The organism is Streptomyces sp. NBC_01508 (genome assembly GCF_045040315.1).
Classification (GTDB): domain Bacteria; phylum Actinomycetota; class Actinomycetes; order Streptomycetales; family Streptomycetaceae; genus Streptomyces.
Genome location: NZ_CP109419.1, coordinates 3,889,095 through 3,903,909, shown reverse-complemented (window position 1 = coordinate 3,903,909; position 14,815 = coordinate 3,889,095). Strand labels below are relative to the sequence as shown.

17 protein-coding genes and 3 pseudogenes are annotated in these 14,815 nt (G+C 68.2%); 15 read left to right on the top strand and 5 right to left on the bottom strand.

All coding sequences use genetic code 11. The features are described from left to right. Nucleotides 1-176: 176 nt before the first annotated feature. Nucleotides 177-1,016 (bottom strand): PIG-L family deacetylase, encoded by an 840-nt coding sequence (locus tag OG700_RS17910; protein ID WP_405614696.1) that lies wholly within the window; start codon nt 1,014-1,016, stop codon nt 177-179. Nucleotides 1,017-1,386: 370 nt separating this feature from the next. Between OG700_RS17910 and OG700_RS17905 the strand changes: the two genes are divergently transcribed. From OG700_RS17905 to OG700_RS17895, 3 genes and pseudogenes are all read left to right on the top strand, one after another. Continuing rightward, nucleotides 1,387-1,827: a VOC family protein gene (locus tag OG700_RS17905; RefSeq protein WP_405614694.1), complete on the top strand. Its 441-nt coding sequence runs from the start codon at nt 1,387-1,389 to the stop codon at nt 1,825-1,827. Nucleotides 1,828-1,934: 107 nt separating this feature from the next. Then, complete coding sequence (locus OG700_RS17900; protein WP_405614692.1) at nt 1,935-2,345, top strand: hypothetical protein; 411 nt, start codon at nt 1,935-1,937, stop codon at nt 2,343-2,345. Between the two features lie 351 nt (nt 2,346-2,696). After that, nucleotides 2,697-3,055, top strand: a pseudogene (locus OG700_RS17895) (MerR family transcriptional regulator); the annotation flags it as partial. 91 nt (nt 3,056-3,146) lie between these two features. Here OG700_RS17895 and OG700_RS17890 read toward each other — a convergent pair. Further along, entirely contained in the window at nt 3,147-4,325 is a 1,179-nt protein-coding gene (locus OG700_RS17890; RefSeq protein WP_405614690.1) for a recombinase family protein, read from the bottom strand. Nucleotides 4,326-4,542: 217 nt separating this feature from the next. Further along, complete coding sequence (locus OG700_RS17885) at nt 4,543-5,520, bottom strand: ArsR/SmtB family transcription factor (RefSeq protein WP_405614688.1); 978 nt, start codon at nt 5,518-5,520, stop codon at nt 4,543-4,545. A gap of 89 nt (nt 5,521-5,609) precedes the next feature. Between OG700_RS17885 and OG700_RS17880 the strand changes: the two genes are divergently transcribed. Further along, on the top strand, nt 5,610-6,866 hold the full coding sequence (locus tag OG700_RS17880; RefSeq protein ID WP_405614686.1) for an MFS transporter: 1,257 nt from the start codon (nt 5,610-5,612) through the stop codon (nt 6,864-6,866). Nucleotides 6,867-7,170: 304 nt separating this feature from the next. On the opposite strand, the gene OG700_RS17875 is transcribed toward OG700_RS17880, so the two are convergent. Beyond that, nucleotides 7,171-7,647, bottom strand: coding sequence for a recombinase family protein (locus OG700_RS17875; protein WP_405614684.1), 477 nt, complete (start codon nt 7,645-7,647; stop codon nt 7,171-7,173). 135 nt (nt 7,648-7,782) lie between these two features. Then, nucleotides 7,783-8,037, bottom strand: a pseudogene (locus OG700_RS17870) (ATP-binding protein); the annotation flags it as partial. A gap of 169 nt (nt 8,038-8,206) precedes the next feature. On the opposite strand from OG700_RS17870, the gene OG700_RS17865 reads away from it, so the two are divergent. The 11 genes and pseudogenes from OG700_RS17865 (at nt 8,207) to OG700_RS17815 (ending at nt 14,759) form a co-directional block, all read left to right on the top strand. Beyond that, nucleotides 8,207-8,935, top strand: a complete 729-nt coding sequence (locus OG700_RS17865) for a hypothetical protein (protein ID WP_405622272.1) — start codon at nt 8,207-8,209, stop codon at nt 8,933-8,935. Further along, on the top strand, nt 8,854-9,288 hold the full coding sequence (locus OG700_RS17860) for a tyrosine-type recombinase/integrase (protein ID WP_405621783.1): 435 nt from the start codon (nt 8,854-8,856) through the stop codon (nt 9,286-9,288). The genes OG700_RS17865 and OG700_RS17860 overlap by 82 nt, the downstream gene beginning before the upstream one ends. Then, entirely contained in the window at nt 9,177-9,407 is a 231-nt protein-coding gene (locus OG700_RS17855; protein ID WP_405614682.1) for a tyrosine-type recombinase/integrase, read from the top strand. The genes OG700_RS17860 and OG700_RS17855 overlap by 112 nt, the downstream gene beginning before the upstream one ends. Then, the gene (locus tag OG700_RS17850) at nt 9,404-10,222 is read left to right on the top strand and encodes a tyrosine-type recombinase/integrase (protein WP_405614680.1); all 819 of its coding nucleotides are present in this window, start codon (nt 9,404-9,406) and stop codon (nt 10,220-10,222) included. Before OG700_RS17855 ends, OG700_RS17850 begins: the two co-directional genes overlap by 4 nt. Before the next feature lie 107 nt (nt 10,223-10,329). After that, nucleotides 10,330-10,692 (top strand): site-specific integrase, encoded by a 363-nt coding sequence (locus tag OG700_RS17845; protein WP_405614678.1) that lies wholly within the window; start codon nt 10,330-10,332, stop codon nt 10,690-10,692. Further along, on the top strand, nt 10,689-11,318 hold the full coding sequence (locus OG700_RS17840; protein WP_405614676.1) for a tyrosine-type recombinase/integrase: 630 nt from the start codon (nt 10,689-10,691) through the stop codon (nt 11,316-11,318). The genes OG700_RS17845 and OG700_RS17840 overlap by 4 nt, the downstream gene beginning before the upstream one ends. Before the next feature lie 99 nt (nt 11,319-11,417). Further along, complete coding sequence (locus OG700_RS17835; protein WP_405614674.1) at nt 11,418-11,945, top strand: hypothetical protein; 528 nt, start codon at nt 11,418-11,420, stop codon at nt 11,943-11,945. A gap of 125 nt (nt 11,946-12,070) precedes the next feature. Beyond that, nucleotides 12,071-12,334, top strand: a pseudogene (locus OG700_RS17830) (ATP-binding protein); the annotation flags it as partial. Nucleotides 12,335-12,447: 113 nt separating this feature from the next. Further along, nucleotides 12,448-13,458 (top strand): WD40 repeat domain-containing protein, encoded by a 1,011-nt coding sequence (locus OG700_RS17825; protein ID WP_405614672.1) that lies wholly within the window; start codon nt 12,448-12,450, stop codon nt 13,456-13,458. A 216-nt stretch (nt 13,459-13,674) separates the two neighbouring features. After that, nucleotides 13,675-14,214, top strand: a complete 540-nt coding sequence (locus OG700_RS17820) for a winged helix-turn-helix domain-containing protein (protein WP_405614650.1) — start codon at nt 13,675-13,677, stop codon at nt 14,212-14,214. Further along, nucleotides 14,211-14,759 (top strand): transposase, encoded by a 549-nt coding sequence (locus tag OG700_RS17815; protein ID WP_405621781.1) that lies wholly within the window; start codon nt 14,211-14,213, stop codon nt 14,757-14,759. Before OG700_RS17820 ends, OG700_RS17815 begins: the two co-directional genes overlap by 4 nt. Nucleotides 14,760-14,815 lie beyond the last annotated feature (56 nt).

Here is a 14,815-nt window from a genome sequence, read left to right as displayed (position 1 = left end):
GAACGCGTACTGCACCGCACCGCATGGCGCCGGGCGGCCCGCCCCGGCGTCCGCGGCCCCGGCGGCCCCGGCGGTCGATCCCGATCGACGTCATCCACTCGCGCCGGCCGATGCCCAGCTCCACGAGGCCGGTACGGGGTGGGGAAGACGTCTCAGCGGGCCGTCACCCCACCGGATCAGCGCAGTCCGGCGAAGAGATCGTTCTCGGGTACGGCCGCGCCGGTGGCGTCCTTGACACGTACGAAGGTCTCCATGCCCATCAACTCGCCGAACCTCTCCTTGCCCATCTTGAGGAAGAAGATGTTCTCGCCCTGACTGGCGTGCGCGGCCAGCGCGTCGAACTTCTGACCACTGAACGCGGTGGTGTCCACCCACGTGGTGATCTCGTCGTCGGGGAGGCCGATCTCGGCCATCGCGGCGGCCTCGGCGGGATCCGGCTCCGGCTCCGGCATGTCCTCCTGAAACTCGCGCATGGTCTCCCCGAACCGCCGCATCATCGAGCGGGGCATCGTCGTCCAGTACACCTTCGGTGTCAGCGCGGTCATCTCCAGCGCCGCCATCGTGATGCGGTGGGCCTGGATGTGGTCGGGGTGGCCGTAGAAGCCGTTCTCGTCGTAGGTGACGACCACATCGGGTCGGTAGTGCCGCATGAGTTCCGCGAGCCGGGCCGCTCCTTCCTCCACGGGGGTCTGCCAAAAGGATCCGGGGGCGTCGTTGCTCGGCCAGCCCGCCATCCCGGAGTCGGCGTAGTCCAGCGTCTCCAGGTCGCTGATCTTCAGGACGTCACAGCTCGCCTTGAGTTCTTGACGGCGCATCGAGGCGACGGCCGCCGGATCGTGGCCGGGATCGCCCGGTTTGACACCCCCCGGTCCGTCACCGCAACCGCCGTCGGTACACGTCACGAGAACGGTGCGGATGCCTTCCGCCGCGTACCGCGCGAGAACCCCTCCGGTTCCGGTGGCCTCGTCGTCGGGGTGGGCGTGTACTGCCATGAGCGTCAAAGGCCGGTCGGTCATGAAGAACAGTCCTCCTGCGGAACTACGTCTTGGTCCGAGTACGCGGCGTGCGTACCGCGATCCCGGTGGGGCGGACGACCTCGTGGTATCCGTGCTCCCCACCCGTGCGGCGCCGCCCCCTCGGTCGATGCAACCGCGCCGACCGGACCGGCTGTTCCCGCCATGGCCGATTTGCCTTCCATTCGGCGGATCCAACCGAACTGACGGCTCGCGGGGGCAGTGCTCCGAACGGGCGCAGCCGATCCACGTGGGAGAGCGCACGGTGAACAGTTGGAGAGGCACAATGCTCGGGCGCGCACGCCGCGGAGTCCGGCGGTCCGAGGATGCCGAGTACGGCCACCGGCCGCACGAGAACGAAGGAGAAACGGGCATGGCGATTCAGCGGATGGACAACGTCGGCATCGTCGTCGAGGACATGGATGCCGCCATCGCGTTCTTCGTGGAACTCGGTATGGAGCTGGAGGGCAGGGCGGAGGTCAAGGGCCTCTTCGCCGACCGGTGCACCGGACTCGACGGCGTCCACTGCGACATCGCGATGGTCCGGACCCCGGACGGCCACAGCCGGCTCGAACTGGCGAAGTACCGCAGCCCCGCGGTGATCAGCACCGGGCCGCGCGACCAGCCGCACAACGTCCTGGGCACGCACCGTGTCATGTTCGCCGTCGACGACATCGAGGACACCGTTGCCCGCCTGCGCCCTCACGGCGCCGAACTCGTCGGCGAGATCGCCCGGTTCGAGGACAGCTATCTGCTCTGCTACCTCCGCGGCCCGGAGGGCATCATCGTCGGACTGGCCGAGCAACTGCGCTGAGAATGCGCTGAGAGGCAGAAACCGCTACGTACCGATCGCCTTCACCTGGAACGGAACCAGTAGGTGAGCCTCATCCGAGTGTCTGGACAACCAGCGGGGGATTGATCATGCAGTGGCCGGCCCGCCAGGAATTCGACCGCTGGGCCGGACGGCAACAGAGCTGGGGTGCCGGCCTGATGGCGGTGTCAGCGGCGCTGTTCCTCTGGCTGGGCTACCTGCTGCTGATCCCGTTCAGCGTGGAGTACTACAGCGATGAAATCGCGTGCGAGGCACCGGTGTTCTACGACAGCGAGAGCACCTCGTACAGCCAGGGCGCGGCAAAGCGGTGCAGCGCCGCGCGTGACTGGCCGGAACTGCTCGGGCTCGGATTCCTTGCCGTGCCACCGGGCATCGCGGGTGCGGCACTGTTCACCAGCGGCAGCGCACGCACGCGAACGAGCGCCCATGTCTTGCGGATCCTGGAGATGCGCGAGTCCGAGGAGCGCGCACGGCAGAAGACGACGAGGCCAGAACACTGACCGCGCGCTTCTGCTGCGTACCGTGTCATCGCCATCCGGGCAAGGTCGATCAAGAGACGGTTCCGGTCGCCGGACGGCACCGCACCGCACGGTGTCGTCTGCTGCGACCTCCGCTGGAGCTGGTTGAGTTGGCGGGCCGGCACGGGTGAGAGCCAGGGCGCGTGCGTACGCACGCGTCGGCCTCGGCGAGAAGTCCGACGGGGCCGCCTTCAGCGGCCCCGCGTACCTGCTGAGGGCCGGGCCGAATTGCGGATACCGATGGGGCGGGCCATGGAGAGGATCCCCGTTGTGTCTGCCGGATGGGTACGCCCAGAGCAGCGGGAGGCGGGCCGGCAGACAGTGGAGGTGCGGGTGCGGATCGGCGAGCTCTCCCGGCGTACGGGAGTCAGCGGACGGCTGCTGCGGTACTACGAGGAGCAGGGGTTGCTGTATCCGCAGCGGCGCTCCAGCGGCTACCGCGAGTACCGAGAGGGGGATGTCGCCGCGGTGCGGCAGATCCGTGCGCTGCTGGCGGCAGGTCTGGGAACGCCCCTGATCGCCGGGGTGCTCCCTGCATGCGGGAGGACGGTGACCATCTCGTCCCCACCTGCGCGGAGATGCTGGACGACCTGCATGAGGCAAGGGACCGGATGACCCGCGCGATCGACGAACTCCATTCGTCCCGCGCCAAGTTGGATGCGGTCATCGCGGCGGCCCCCCCTGCTGGCGGAGGCTTCGTAGCAGCGCCCGTGCCAGGAGGCGTCCGCGGATCCGGACGCCGTGGTTGGTCCTTCCTCCGACTCCCCGCCGGTTCGGCCTCGGTCAGGGGCGTGTCCGGCGCTTCAACTGTGTCCCTGATGTGGTCTGGCGTCCGGACCTTGCCCTGCTGCACGAGGGTTTGGGGTCCGAGTAGGAACGGACCAGGAAACCGGTGTTGCTGTCAGAGTTTTGACAGGCTGTGATCGGCCGAAGCCCTTCGATCCGAAGGCGCCGGTGATCAGCGGAACGGCGGAGGCCTTCGGCGTCTTCCAGGTCGGAAACCCCTTGGTTTTGAAGCCCTGACGGCTTGCTATGGGGTCTCGGTCCCGAGGGCGTTGACGCGGTTCGCGTACTCGCGGCGGGCCTTGCGCTGGGCCGGGATTGCCGAGAGGGCGTCGAGCGGCTGGCAGCGGCGCAGGAGTTGGCGGTGGGCCGAGGGCGCCGCGGTGACGCGTAGTGTGTAGCCCTGGCCGCGCCGTACGGTGACGCCCCGGTCGAGCGCGGTCCGCTCGGCGGGCTCCATTCGGCCGCGCGGAGGAAGCCGGCGACCTTGCCCGGCATGTCGAGGGTGACCGGCAGCTCCGGAGCCGGGGCATCCTGGTCGACGCCGGTGTGCTCGGGCATGAGGTCGGCGACGGCGGTGCGGATGGCGCCCCGGCTGACGCGGTGGTCGCGGGCCAGACCGGCGATCGACTGGCCGGCCAGGTACCCGGCGCGCACCGCGGCGGCCTTCGCCGCCGTGACGACCGGGCGTCGGCCGCCCTTGTTGCCCTTGGCCTCGGCGGCCCGCAGCCCGTCGTAGGTCAGCTCCCGCTGGAGTTCGCCGGCGGCGGCGAGGGTCTGCACCATGAACTTCACGGTGGACAGCAGCTCGCCGGTGCGCGGGTGGCGGGCGGTGAGGTCCATCGCGGATAACGCGCCGTCGTGGATGCGCAGGGCGAGGCGGTCGCGGTGCAGGACGTCGAGCACGTCGAGGATGTGCCCGGTGCCTCGCACGAGGCGGAACATCTCGGAGATGTGCACGGTGTCGTCCGGCCGGGCGTATGTGAGCAGCTCGCCGAACTTCGGCCGCTGAAGCGAGTTGAGGCGGCTGGAGGTGCCGGGCTCCTCCTCGAAGACGACCGGATCGTCGATCCCGGCCTCATCGAGGACGAGGTCCTGCCGGTCGGTTGACTGCTGGTCGATCGACACCCGCTTGTAGGCCAGATTGGCGACGCTCTTCCCCCGCTTCTGTCGGCGCATCGGACCCGGACTGTCATCAAACCCTGTCTTCAGCCGTCAATCGGATCAGATTGGATCTGAGCCGTCGTCAGACCCCGTATCCCCGGGTCCATTTGGACCTCCGTCGCGCCTGTCGTCATTCGTTCGTTTGACGACAGGCGAGCAGGCTTCGATCCTCGGTCGCGGGGTTGACCTGGTCTGCTGGCGGCGCCTCAAAAAGCAGTGCCGACCTGAACCCTCAGCCCGAACCGGCGACCAGTGCCTCGCCGAGCGCGGTGCGGCGGTAGAGCACCGACCGTCCGGACCGGGCGCGGACGAGCAGTCCCGCGCTTCGCAGGATGGCGAGGTGGTCTCCTACCGCGCCGGGTGTCATGGCGAGGCTTCGGGCGAGGTGGCTGGTGCTGGCCGGGGCGTCCAGTGCCACCATCAGCCGGGCTCGGGCCCGGCCGACCAGAGCGGTCAGCGCGTCCGGTTGGGGGGTGGTCTCCTGTTCGCCCCACAGGGCAGCGGTGCCGCGGGCGCGATAGACCAAGGTCCTGGGCCAGGGATCTTCCAGGTGCGCGCCGATATTCGCGACGAAGACCGAAGGGATCACCAGGAGCCCGTCGCCGGCGAGGCGGACCGTTCCGTCCCGGAAGTGGCCGATCTCTATACCGCCGGCGCGCCAGGCGATGCTCGGGTGCAGGCTCTCGATGGTCGTGGCCCATCCGTGTTCGCCGATCACCCCCACCCGGTGCACGACATCGCGCTCACAAATCGTGCGCAGTTGCGGCCAGTCCGGGGCGAGCAGCTCGTGCCACGCCCGGTCCATCGCCTCGGCGATCCTGGAGACGGCGTCGGTCGAGTCCAGCACTTCGCGTACGCGGGGGTCTCGGGCCAACGGGCCGGTCGCGGTGGCGGCGAATTCGTGGCGGGCCGCTTCCAGCGGTGTGGCCCGGATCATCGCCAGATCATCTGCCCAGGTCTGGCTGAGGCCGCGCGGGGGCGGGGCGACGAAGTTCGGTCCGCGTTGCGGGGTCTGCAAGGCGAGGGCGGCGTTCAGTTCGCTCTCGCGGCGAAGGCGTTCAAAGACCGGCATGAGCCGGGTGGCCCAGGCTCGAGGCAGCGGCCTATCGTGGCCGGCGAGCGAGCGCAGCAGCAGGCAGAGGTCCAGCGCGGGCGACAGCGCGAAGCGGCTGCGCAGCAGGTCCTCGATAGAGACTTCGAAGCGCAGCACTCCGCGATGCTACCGCGGCACGTCGGTTTCGATTCGTCCAGCGACGAATCATTGGTGAGCGGCATCGGCGCACGGCGAGGCTGCGCGTCATGACCCCAACCGTCGAACCCGCGCAGGCCGACCGCCGTGCCACCTACCGGGAGGTGCTGGCCGAGCCGCGATTCCGCCTGCTCTTCTCGACCCGCACCGTCGCGATCACTGCGGACGCGCTGCGGATCACCACGTTCTCCGTGCTGGTCTTCTCGGCCACCGGCTCCGCGCTGCTGAGCGCACTGGCCTTCGGTATCGGCTTCATCCCGCAGATGTTCGGCTCGTTGCTGCTGGGCTCACTGGCCGACCGACTGCCGCCCCGCGCGCTCATCACCAGCGGCTACGCCTTGACGTGCGCCGCCGCCCTGCTGATCGCCCTGGTGCGGATGCCGATCGCGGCAAGCCTTGGTGTCGTGGCGCTGGTCGCCCTCGCCACACCGGTGTTTCACGGCGCGTCGAGTCGGCTGGTCGCGCAGTCGCTGGAGGGCGACGCCTATGTACTGGGCCGTTCGCTGAACAACATCGCTGCCTCCGGCGCGCAGTTGTTCGGTCTGGCGCTGGGAGGTGCGGTCGTCGCGGCACTCGGCCCGCGCCGGGCGCTCGCGGTCAGCGCCGTCCTTTACCTCGGCTGTGCGCTCGCTATCCGCATCCGGCTGCCCCGGCTGCAGCCGGGAGAGTTCGGCGGCCCACCCGGCAGCGCTCGGGGCGATGGCGGGGCCGTCCGGGCCAGCCTGCACGGTGCCGGCCTGCTGCTGCGCGAACCCAAGGTGCGACGACTGATGCTGGCCCAGTGGCTACCGCCCGCGTTCGTAGCGGGCGCGGAAGGCCTGATCGTCGCCTACGCGGGAGGACACCACTTCGCGCCCGGCTGGTACGCGGTGCTGATGGGCTGTCTGCCGGTCGGCATGCTCGTCGGTGACCTGCTGGTGGGCCGATTCCTGCGGCCACCCACCCGGGAGCGACTGGTAGTCCCGTTGATCGCGCTGATGGGACTGCCGCTGGTCGGCTTCGCTGCCGAGCCCGGAGTGGGCGTCTCGTCCTGTCTGCTGCTGCTCTGCGGCTTCGGATTCGCCTACGGTCTCGGCCTGCAACGGCCGTTCCTGGACGCCCTGCCGCAGGATGGCCAGGGCCAGGCCTTCGGCCTGCTCGGCTCCGGCAGCATGACGCTGCAAGGCGTCGGGCCCGTCTGCTTCGGCTCGGTGGCCGCAGGCATCGGAACGGGCGGCGCAATCGCCCTGGCAGGCGGCGCGGCGGCGCTCACCGCCGGCTGGATCCTCACCTGGCACCCACCCACCTCCCCGGTCCCCGTCCCATGAGCTGCTCAACAAGCAGCGCACCCCCTTGGATTCGGCGGGTTCCTCGGAGCCCGGATACGTCCATTACCAGCTCTCTCAGGGGCAGGTGGGGTTATCACCGGTACTCGGTGACCTGCTGGTTCTGGCTGCGATCATCGCGCGGCGCGACTGCCGATGATCGAGGGAGCGGCCCGTGCCCACCAACTTTCTGAGCGAGGAACAGCGCACGCGGTTCGCCCGCTTCTGCGAGGAGCCCGATGAGGGGGTATCGCCGAGATACGGGTCAAAGGGGCAATAAGTTGATCTTGAAGCTCTGGGTGGCTGCTCAGCTCTCCGGCTCATCCTCGGCGATGCGGTAGACGGTGGCGACCGAGGGGCGCTGGCCCTTGTTCTTGCCCGAGGTGATGACGAGCTTGCGGGCGGTCTCGGGGACGGGGACGCCGTTGGCCCGCAGGCTGCGGGCGTAGTCGGCCATGTCGTCGTCGACGACCTTGGGGCGCGCGCCGTGACGGCCGCGTTCACGGGCGGACGCCCGGCCCTCCAGGGACTTCTCCCGGATGTACTCGCGTTCGGACTCCGCCATGCCGGCGAAGAACGCGAAGAGGGCGGCGCCGTGCCCGGAGGGGTCGTAGACCCCTTGGAGGGGGCCGGTGAGGAGTTCGAGCTGGATGTCGTGGTGGCGCAGGTCCTCGGCGATGGCCAGGAGCTCGGCGGCGCCGCGTCCCAGACGCTTCATTTCGTGCACCGTGAAGATCACCCGTTGGTGGGGGACGGCCTTCTTGATGGTGCGGGCGAAGTCCATCGCCTTGACTATGTGGTCCTCAGATACTGGTGGCCGCGCTGTGAACCTCCCAGCCCCATCCGTCATAGGTGCTGTCAACGGCCACTGAGATACCCAGGTGGGTGGCCAGTGGTGTTCCCGGGGTTGGGGGTCAGTTCAAGGGGACCCTCCCTTCCCGGCGAGGGCCTCGGCGAGGCGGTGTGAGTCGCCGGTGGTGGTCACGAGGTGAGCGTGGTGCATGAGGCGGTCGGTGCTCGTGCCCACGAGGGTCCTCGGCATGATCGTGTCGAAGCCCGAAGGGTGAATGTTGCTGGTCACCGCAGTGGACCGGCGCTCGTAAGCGGAATCGATGATCCGGTAGAACGCCTCGGCGGCGTCTTCCCCGACGGGAAGCGGGCCGATGTCGTCGATCTATGCGGATATCCGCATAGATCGATCTATGCCGAGTCCGCGACTATGCCGATGTTGTGCGGGGCGAAGGTCTCTTTCGCGTGAACGCAGGCTTGTTGGTCTCTGCATAGTTCCCGCGCTGGGCAGTCCTTGATCGTGGGGGCAGGGGGCTCCCGGGGAGGGGGTGGCGATGGCGGGATCGCGCAGGAAAGCTGGAGTTTTGGCATCGCAGGTCGAGGGCTATCGGGCCTGGCTGGCGGAGCACGGCTATACGAAGCTGACGATCCGGAACATACTCAAGGACCTGGGACAGGTCGGAACGTGGCTATCGCGGCGGGGACTTCAGGCCGCTGACCTCAGTGAAGAGCGACTACAGCAGTATTTGTCCGACCAGCGGGAGGCCGGCCGTCGTCGGCTGCCCGGCCCGCGCGGCATGAGGCCGCTGCTGACGTATCTGCGCCAGGCCGCGGTCGTCCCGCCCCCGTTGGTGGCGCCGTCACCGCTGGAAGATGTGCTGGTGCAGTACCGGTGTTGGATGGCGGGCGAGCGCGGCCTGTCCGCGGCCACCATGCTGCGCTATGAGAACACCGCCCGCCGATTCCTGTCCGAGCAGGCGATGCCCGGCGGGGTGTTCACCCCGGGTGGCTTGACCGGCGCGGACCTCAACGCCTTCCTGCTACGGGAGTGTGTACGGGTCTCGGCCGGTTCGGCGAAGGGACGGGTGGCCGAACTCCGGTCACTGATGCGGTTTCTCCACCTGCGCGGCCTGACTCCGCTGAGGCTCGGTACGGCCGTGCCCCGGTGGGTGGCTGGCGCCTGGCAACGGTGCCACCCACGATGGCCGCGACCGATGTTCAGCAGCTGCTGGACCACTGCCCGCGCGAAGGAGCCGTCGGCATCCGCGACTACGCCATCCTGATGCTGCTGGCCCGCCTGGGCCTGCGCTCGATCGAGGTGGCCCGGCTACAACTGGACGATGTCGACTGGCGGTTGGGCGAGATCGCCATCCGCGGCAAGGGACGCCGGGAGGACCGACTCCCGCTACCGGTCGAGGTCGGCGAGGCCCTGGTCGCCTACCTCTCCGGGGCCGTCCCCAGGGGAGCACGCGTCGGATCTTCGTTACCTGCCGAGCTCCGCACGGACCGATCCGGGCGGACCTGGTGGGCGATGTGGTGGAACGGGCCTGCCTGCGCGCCGGATTGCCCAGAGTGGGCCCGCACCGGCTGCGGCACGCCCTGGCTGGGGAGATGCTGCGGCAGGGCTCCGGGCTGATGGCGATCAGCCAAGTACTCCGTCACCAGGACCTGGCCACGACCGCGCTCTACGCGAAGGTCGACTTCACCGCACTGCGCGAGGTCGCTCAGCCCTGGCCCGGACAGGGGGCAGCGTGACCGCACTGCGGCAGGCGCTAGAGGATTACCTGCGGCTTCGCCGGTCCCTCGGGCACAAGATGGCCGAGGCAGCCTGGCTGCTGCCTGACTTCGTCACCTTCCTGGAAGAGCGCGGGCAGACCCGTGTGACGGTCGCCGCCGCGCTGGCCTGGGTGAAGGAGCGGGAGGGTAAAGTGGTGACGACCGTGAGCCTGCGGCGCATCACTGCGGTCCGCGGCTTCGCCCGCTATCTCAGCGGGACTGACCCGGCCACCGAGGTGCCCCCGCTGGGCCTGCTGCCCCACCGGCAACGCTGGCGGCAGCCGTTCCTCTACTCCGATACCGACATCACCGCGGTCATGTCCGCCACCACGCTGCTCAGCCCGCCGTTGCGCGCGGCGACCTACCGCACGCTCATCGGACTGCTGGCCGCCTCCGGACTACGCGTCGGAGAGGCGATCAACCTCGACCACGACGACATCGACTGGACCGAAGGCATGCTCCGGATCCGCGAAACCAAGTTCGGCAAGTCCCGGCTGGTCCCGCTGCAGCCCACCGCCGTGAACGCGTTGCGCGAGTACGACACCCTGCGCAATCAAGTGACGCCACGTCCCACGGACCCCGCGTTCTTCGTCTCCCGCACCCGCCGGCGTCTGATCTACGCGGTGGTCTCCCCGACGTTCCGACAGCTGATCACCACAGCGCGTGTCGGCACCGAAGCGCCCCACCCACCACGACTGCACGATCTCAGACACACTTTTGCCATCCGCACCTTGCTGCACTGGTATCGCGCCGGAGTCAACGTCCAGGCCAAGATCCCGTCGCTGTCCACCTAGCTGGGCCACCGTGAACCGTCCTCCACCTACTGGTACCTCTCCGCCGCTCCGGAATTGCTCGCCCTGGCCGCGGCCCGCCAGGAGGATCTCGGGAAGGCGGCCCGGTCATGACCCTGATCGCACCCACCCTGCAGGCGTTCTTCACCGACCGACTTGCACGTCAGCGCCAGGCCAGCCCGCGCACCATCGCCGCCTACCGTGACGCGCTCCGCCTCCTGCTCGGCTTCGTCCAACAGCGCACCGGGACCCGCCCGGAGAAGTTGGACTGGAACGACCTGAACGTGGATGTGATCTCCGCGTTCCTCAACCACTTGGAAACCGAGCGCGGCAACAGCACACGAACCCGCAACGTCCGCCTGACCGCGATCCGCTCGCTGTTCTCCTATGCGGCGCTCCAGCACCCCGAACACGCCCTCCTCACCAGCGCGTCCTGGACATCCCGCCGAAGCGGTACGACAAGAGGACCGTGACGTTCCTGACCAGCGAAGAGGTCGACGCCCTCCTGGCAGCGCCGGACCCGCAACGCTGGGAAGGACGACGCGACAAGGCCATGCTCGCTCTGACCGTCCAAACCGGCCTGCGCGTCACCGAACTCACCAGCCTGAACTGCAACGACATCACCCTCGGCGACGGAGCCGCCGTCCGATGCGAGGGCAAGGGACGCAAACAACGCACCGTCCCACTCGACCGCCACGTCCAGGACCTGCTGCGTTCCTGGCTCAACGAACGCGCCGGACGGGGCGGTGACCCGCTGTTCTGCACCCGCACCGGACGCCGCCTCAGCCGCGACGCCGTCGCACAGCGGTTGAGCACCCACGCCCAGGCCGCCGCGGAAACCTGCCCCTCCCTGCTGGAGAAGCGCGTTCATCCGCACGTCCTGCGCCACAGTTGCGCGATGTCACTGCTGCAGGCCGGAGTGGACACCACGGTCATCGCGCTCTGGCTCGGCCACGCCGGCGTCCGCTCCACCGATGCCTACGTCCACGCCGACATGACCATCAAGGAGAAGGCCCTGGCCCTGACCACACCGGTCACCGCCCGGCCGGGCCGGTACCGTCCCACCGACAAGCTCCTCGCGTTCCTCGACCGCCTGTGAGGCCGTGACCGGCACGAGCTATGAGCGGCGCGTGTCTGCGGCCTGGGAGTCGAAGGCCAGCTCAATCGGCGCTGGCGCGGGCTCCGATAGCCTGCGGCGGTGACTGATACTCCGTTGAAGTTCCTGATCGATGCCGATCACGGGCAGTTCTACGTCCAAGACCTCGAACCCTATGACGCCTGGATAGCCGAACACGCGACGGACCCCGACCTGCCGCCAGCCGGCTGGACCGAGGAAGCGGTCCACGTTCATCGCATCGGGGTGGAACCACACTCGATCTCCGTCGGCACCGCCCGGGACGACATGGTCGAGTCACAGATCGCCGTCCACGCGTCCGCACCGATGACGGAGCCGACGGCCGAGCACATCGTCGAGGCGGACCTGGATGCCTCAACCGGTCAACTCGCCGTGTCCAGCCCGGGAATCCTTCCGGAGGACGGGCCGAGCATGACCGTTCCCTCTGGGCTGCTACGCGTTCGGGTCTCCTACATTCCCTCCGAGCCACCGGCCGTCGACACCAACGGCGGCCCCGGTGACCACTTCCTCTACCAGATCGATCTATGGCCCACCGACCAGGCGCGCAAGCTCGCCATCCTCAAGCAGGGGCCGAATCCCTGGGCCGGATAGGTCCTCCCCTCCGTCGACTATGCCGAGCACAACGGCCTCAGCCCAGCCTGCATCACTCTCACGGACACCCTTCTCGGCATAGTCGCGGACTCGGCATAGGTCGATCTATGCGGATATCCGCATAGATCGATGAGCTCGGCTACATGGAACTCGACCGCCACGGCGCCGAACTCCTCTTCCAGGTCCTGACCGAACGCGAGGAGAAGAACAGCGTCGCCATCGCTTCCAACGAGTCCTTCGGCGGCTGGACCAAGACCTTCACCGACCCGCGCCTCTGCGCGGCCATCGTCGACCGCCTCACCTTCAACGGCACCATCATCGAAACCGGAACCGACTCCTACCGCCTCGCCGCCACCCGCGCACGAGCTGAACGAGTCGAAGCCACCTGATGTTGTGGCCGGGAAGCTCTGGACCTGGTGGGCCGCAGGGCCGCCAAGCACCGGCCGCATAGCCTCGGTTGGCGCTACTCGGCTTGTCACACCGCCCAGTTAGCCTGTTCCGCATGACTGACAATCGGTTGATCAAGAGCAGCAAGATTCCGTCCGAAGGGACTATTGACGACTTTGCCGTGGCCGATGTGAAGGGGCGGCCACTGGTGGTGTGCGCCGACGGCAACGACGTGTGGACATGGGACTTGCTTGGGGACGAGTGGGCGAAGCGGCCTCTGGCGGAGTTCGATAACGGGTCGTACGGGATTCCCGTGTACCCGGACTTCGAGCATGTGGCCGCAGATGTCGTCGATGGGCGGGTGTTGTTCGCTGCGGGCGGGCAGCACCAGGGTCCGGGCCTGTGGGATTTGATAAGCGGTGATCTGCTCAATGCCCCGTCGGAGTTTCACACTTGTTCTCACGCGGTTGCCATGACTCGGGTGGATGGGCGCACGGTTGTCGTGGCGGGTGCGGGCGCGCCCGAGGTGTGGGTGTGGGATCCGTCGGATCCCGAGTTGGAGCTGTGGGGCCCCTCGGATGATGAGTTCGCGGAGGAGCAGGAGCCTCTGGAGCTTCCCGGTCACGAGGACGACATGTGTGGTCTCGTGGCGGGGCGGCTCGGTGGGCGGACGGTCGTGGTGTCGGGCGGCGACAGCACAGTTGTGGTATCGGATCTTGAGTCTGAAGTTCTGATTCACGAGTGGTCTGCTGACGGGATGGTCCACGCTGTGGCGCTGTCCGAGGTCGGTGGCCGTCCAGTCGTGTTGGCGACGACCGATGCCGGCGAGATACGGACCTGGGACGCGGTTGACGGCGGGCTGGTCGGGAATCTGCCCACCGGTCATGAGGACCGTATTTCTGCCTTGGACGCCGCTGTGGTCGCCGGCCGGACACTCGCGGTGACCGGCAGCGACGATGGGACGGCGCGGATCTGGGATCTTGCCGGTGGCCAGCAGGTCGGAGCACCAATGGCCGGACACCGTGGCGAGATCCGGACCGTGGCGATTACACCGGTGGATGGCCGTCACGTCGTACTGACGGCGGGCCGGGACGGCATCGTACGTGTCTGGGAACCTGCGAACTGACAGCATCGTCTGTGTGCCCGACATTCCCGAGAGTCGATTCGGGGCAAATTCCCGCAAGTACGGCATTCTCGCGAGGTTGTCAAGGAGTGTCAGGCGAACCTTGCGTGCCACGCAGCCAGCGCGGACTTCGCTGTACGTCTGGCACACCGTTACTGACCTTGAAGTCGTCTTGTCGTAGGGGCTGACGGTTGGTGATCGTCGCGGTATGCCGGAGGTATGAGGTATCCGCAGGGTGGGGGTCTGACCGCGGAGAGGCAAGCATTTCGCGAGCGGGTCCGGATGGAAGCGGTCGCCATGTTCGCCGACGGACGTGGCGGTACGGAGATCGCGAAGGAGTTACGGGTCAGCGTCCGGTCGGTTCAGCGGTGGCGGCGGTCCTGGCGGGAGGCCGGCCAGGACGCGGTCCGTTCCCGCGGCCCGGTGTCCCGTCCGAAGCTGAATGACCGACTGTTCGCGGTGCTCGAGGAGGAGTTGGCCAAGGGGCCGGTCGCTCACGGCTGGCCGGACCAGCGGTGGACGCTCGCCCGGATCAGGACGTTGATCGGCCGACGGTTCCATAAGTCCATGACGCTGTCGGGGATCTCCCAGATGCTGCGGCGCCGTGGCTGGAGCCATCAGGTTCCGGCCCGTCGTGCCGTCGAGCGCGACGAGGCAGCCGTCGCCGGCTGGGTGAAGGAGGTGTGGCGGCACCTGGAACCACCGCGGCGGCGCTCGGGGCCTGGATCGTCTTCGAAGACGAGGCCGGATTCTCGATGACGCCGCCGACCTCACGCACGTGGGGCAGACGCGGATCCACCCCGGTCATCCGCGTCCGGGGTCGTTCCCAGCGTCGCTTCTCCGTGGCGGCCCTGTGCTGCTACCAGCCCGGCGAACGCTCCCGCCTGATCTACCGGCCCAAACGGCATACCGACCACAAGAGCGGTGGCCGCAAGAGCTTCGCCTGGACCGAGTACCGCGACCTCCTCATCGCCGCCCACCAGCAGCTCGACGGACCCATCGTCCTCATATGGGACAACCTGAACGTCCACAAAGACCGCCGCATGCGGGCCTTCATCGACGCACAGGACTGGATCACCGCCTACCACCTGCCGCCTTACGCACCCGACCTCAACCCCGTCGAAGGCATCTGGTCAGTACTCCGTCGGACCACCCAGGCCAACACCGCCTTCACCGACCCCGACCACCTCATCCGCCGGCTACGGCACGGCCTCCGCCAGATCCAATACCGCAGCGACATCATCGACGGATGTCTCACCGGGACCGGTCTCACACTGACGACACCACGCCTACAACCTCAGTAGAGCAATAGATAGTCAGTGAAAGAACAAGAACGGGCGAGGCCGGGATGGGGTGCGGC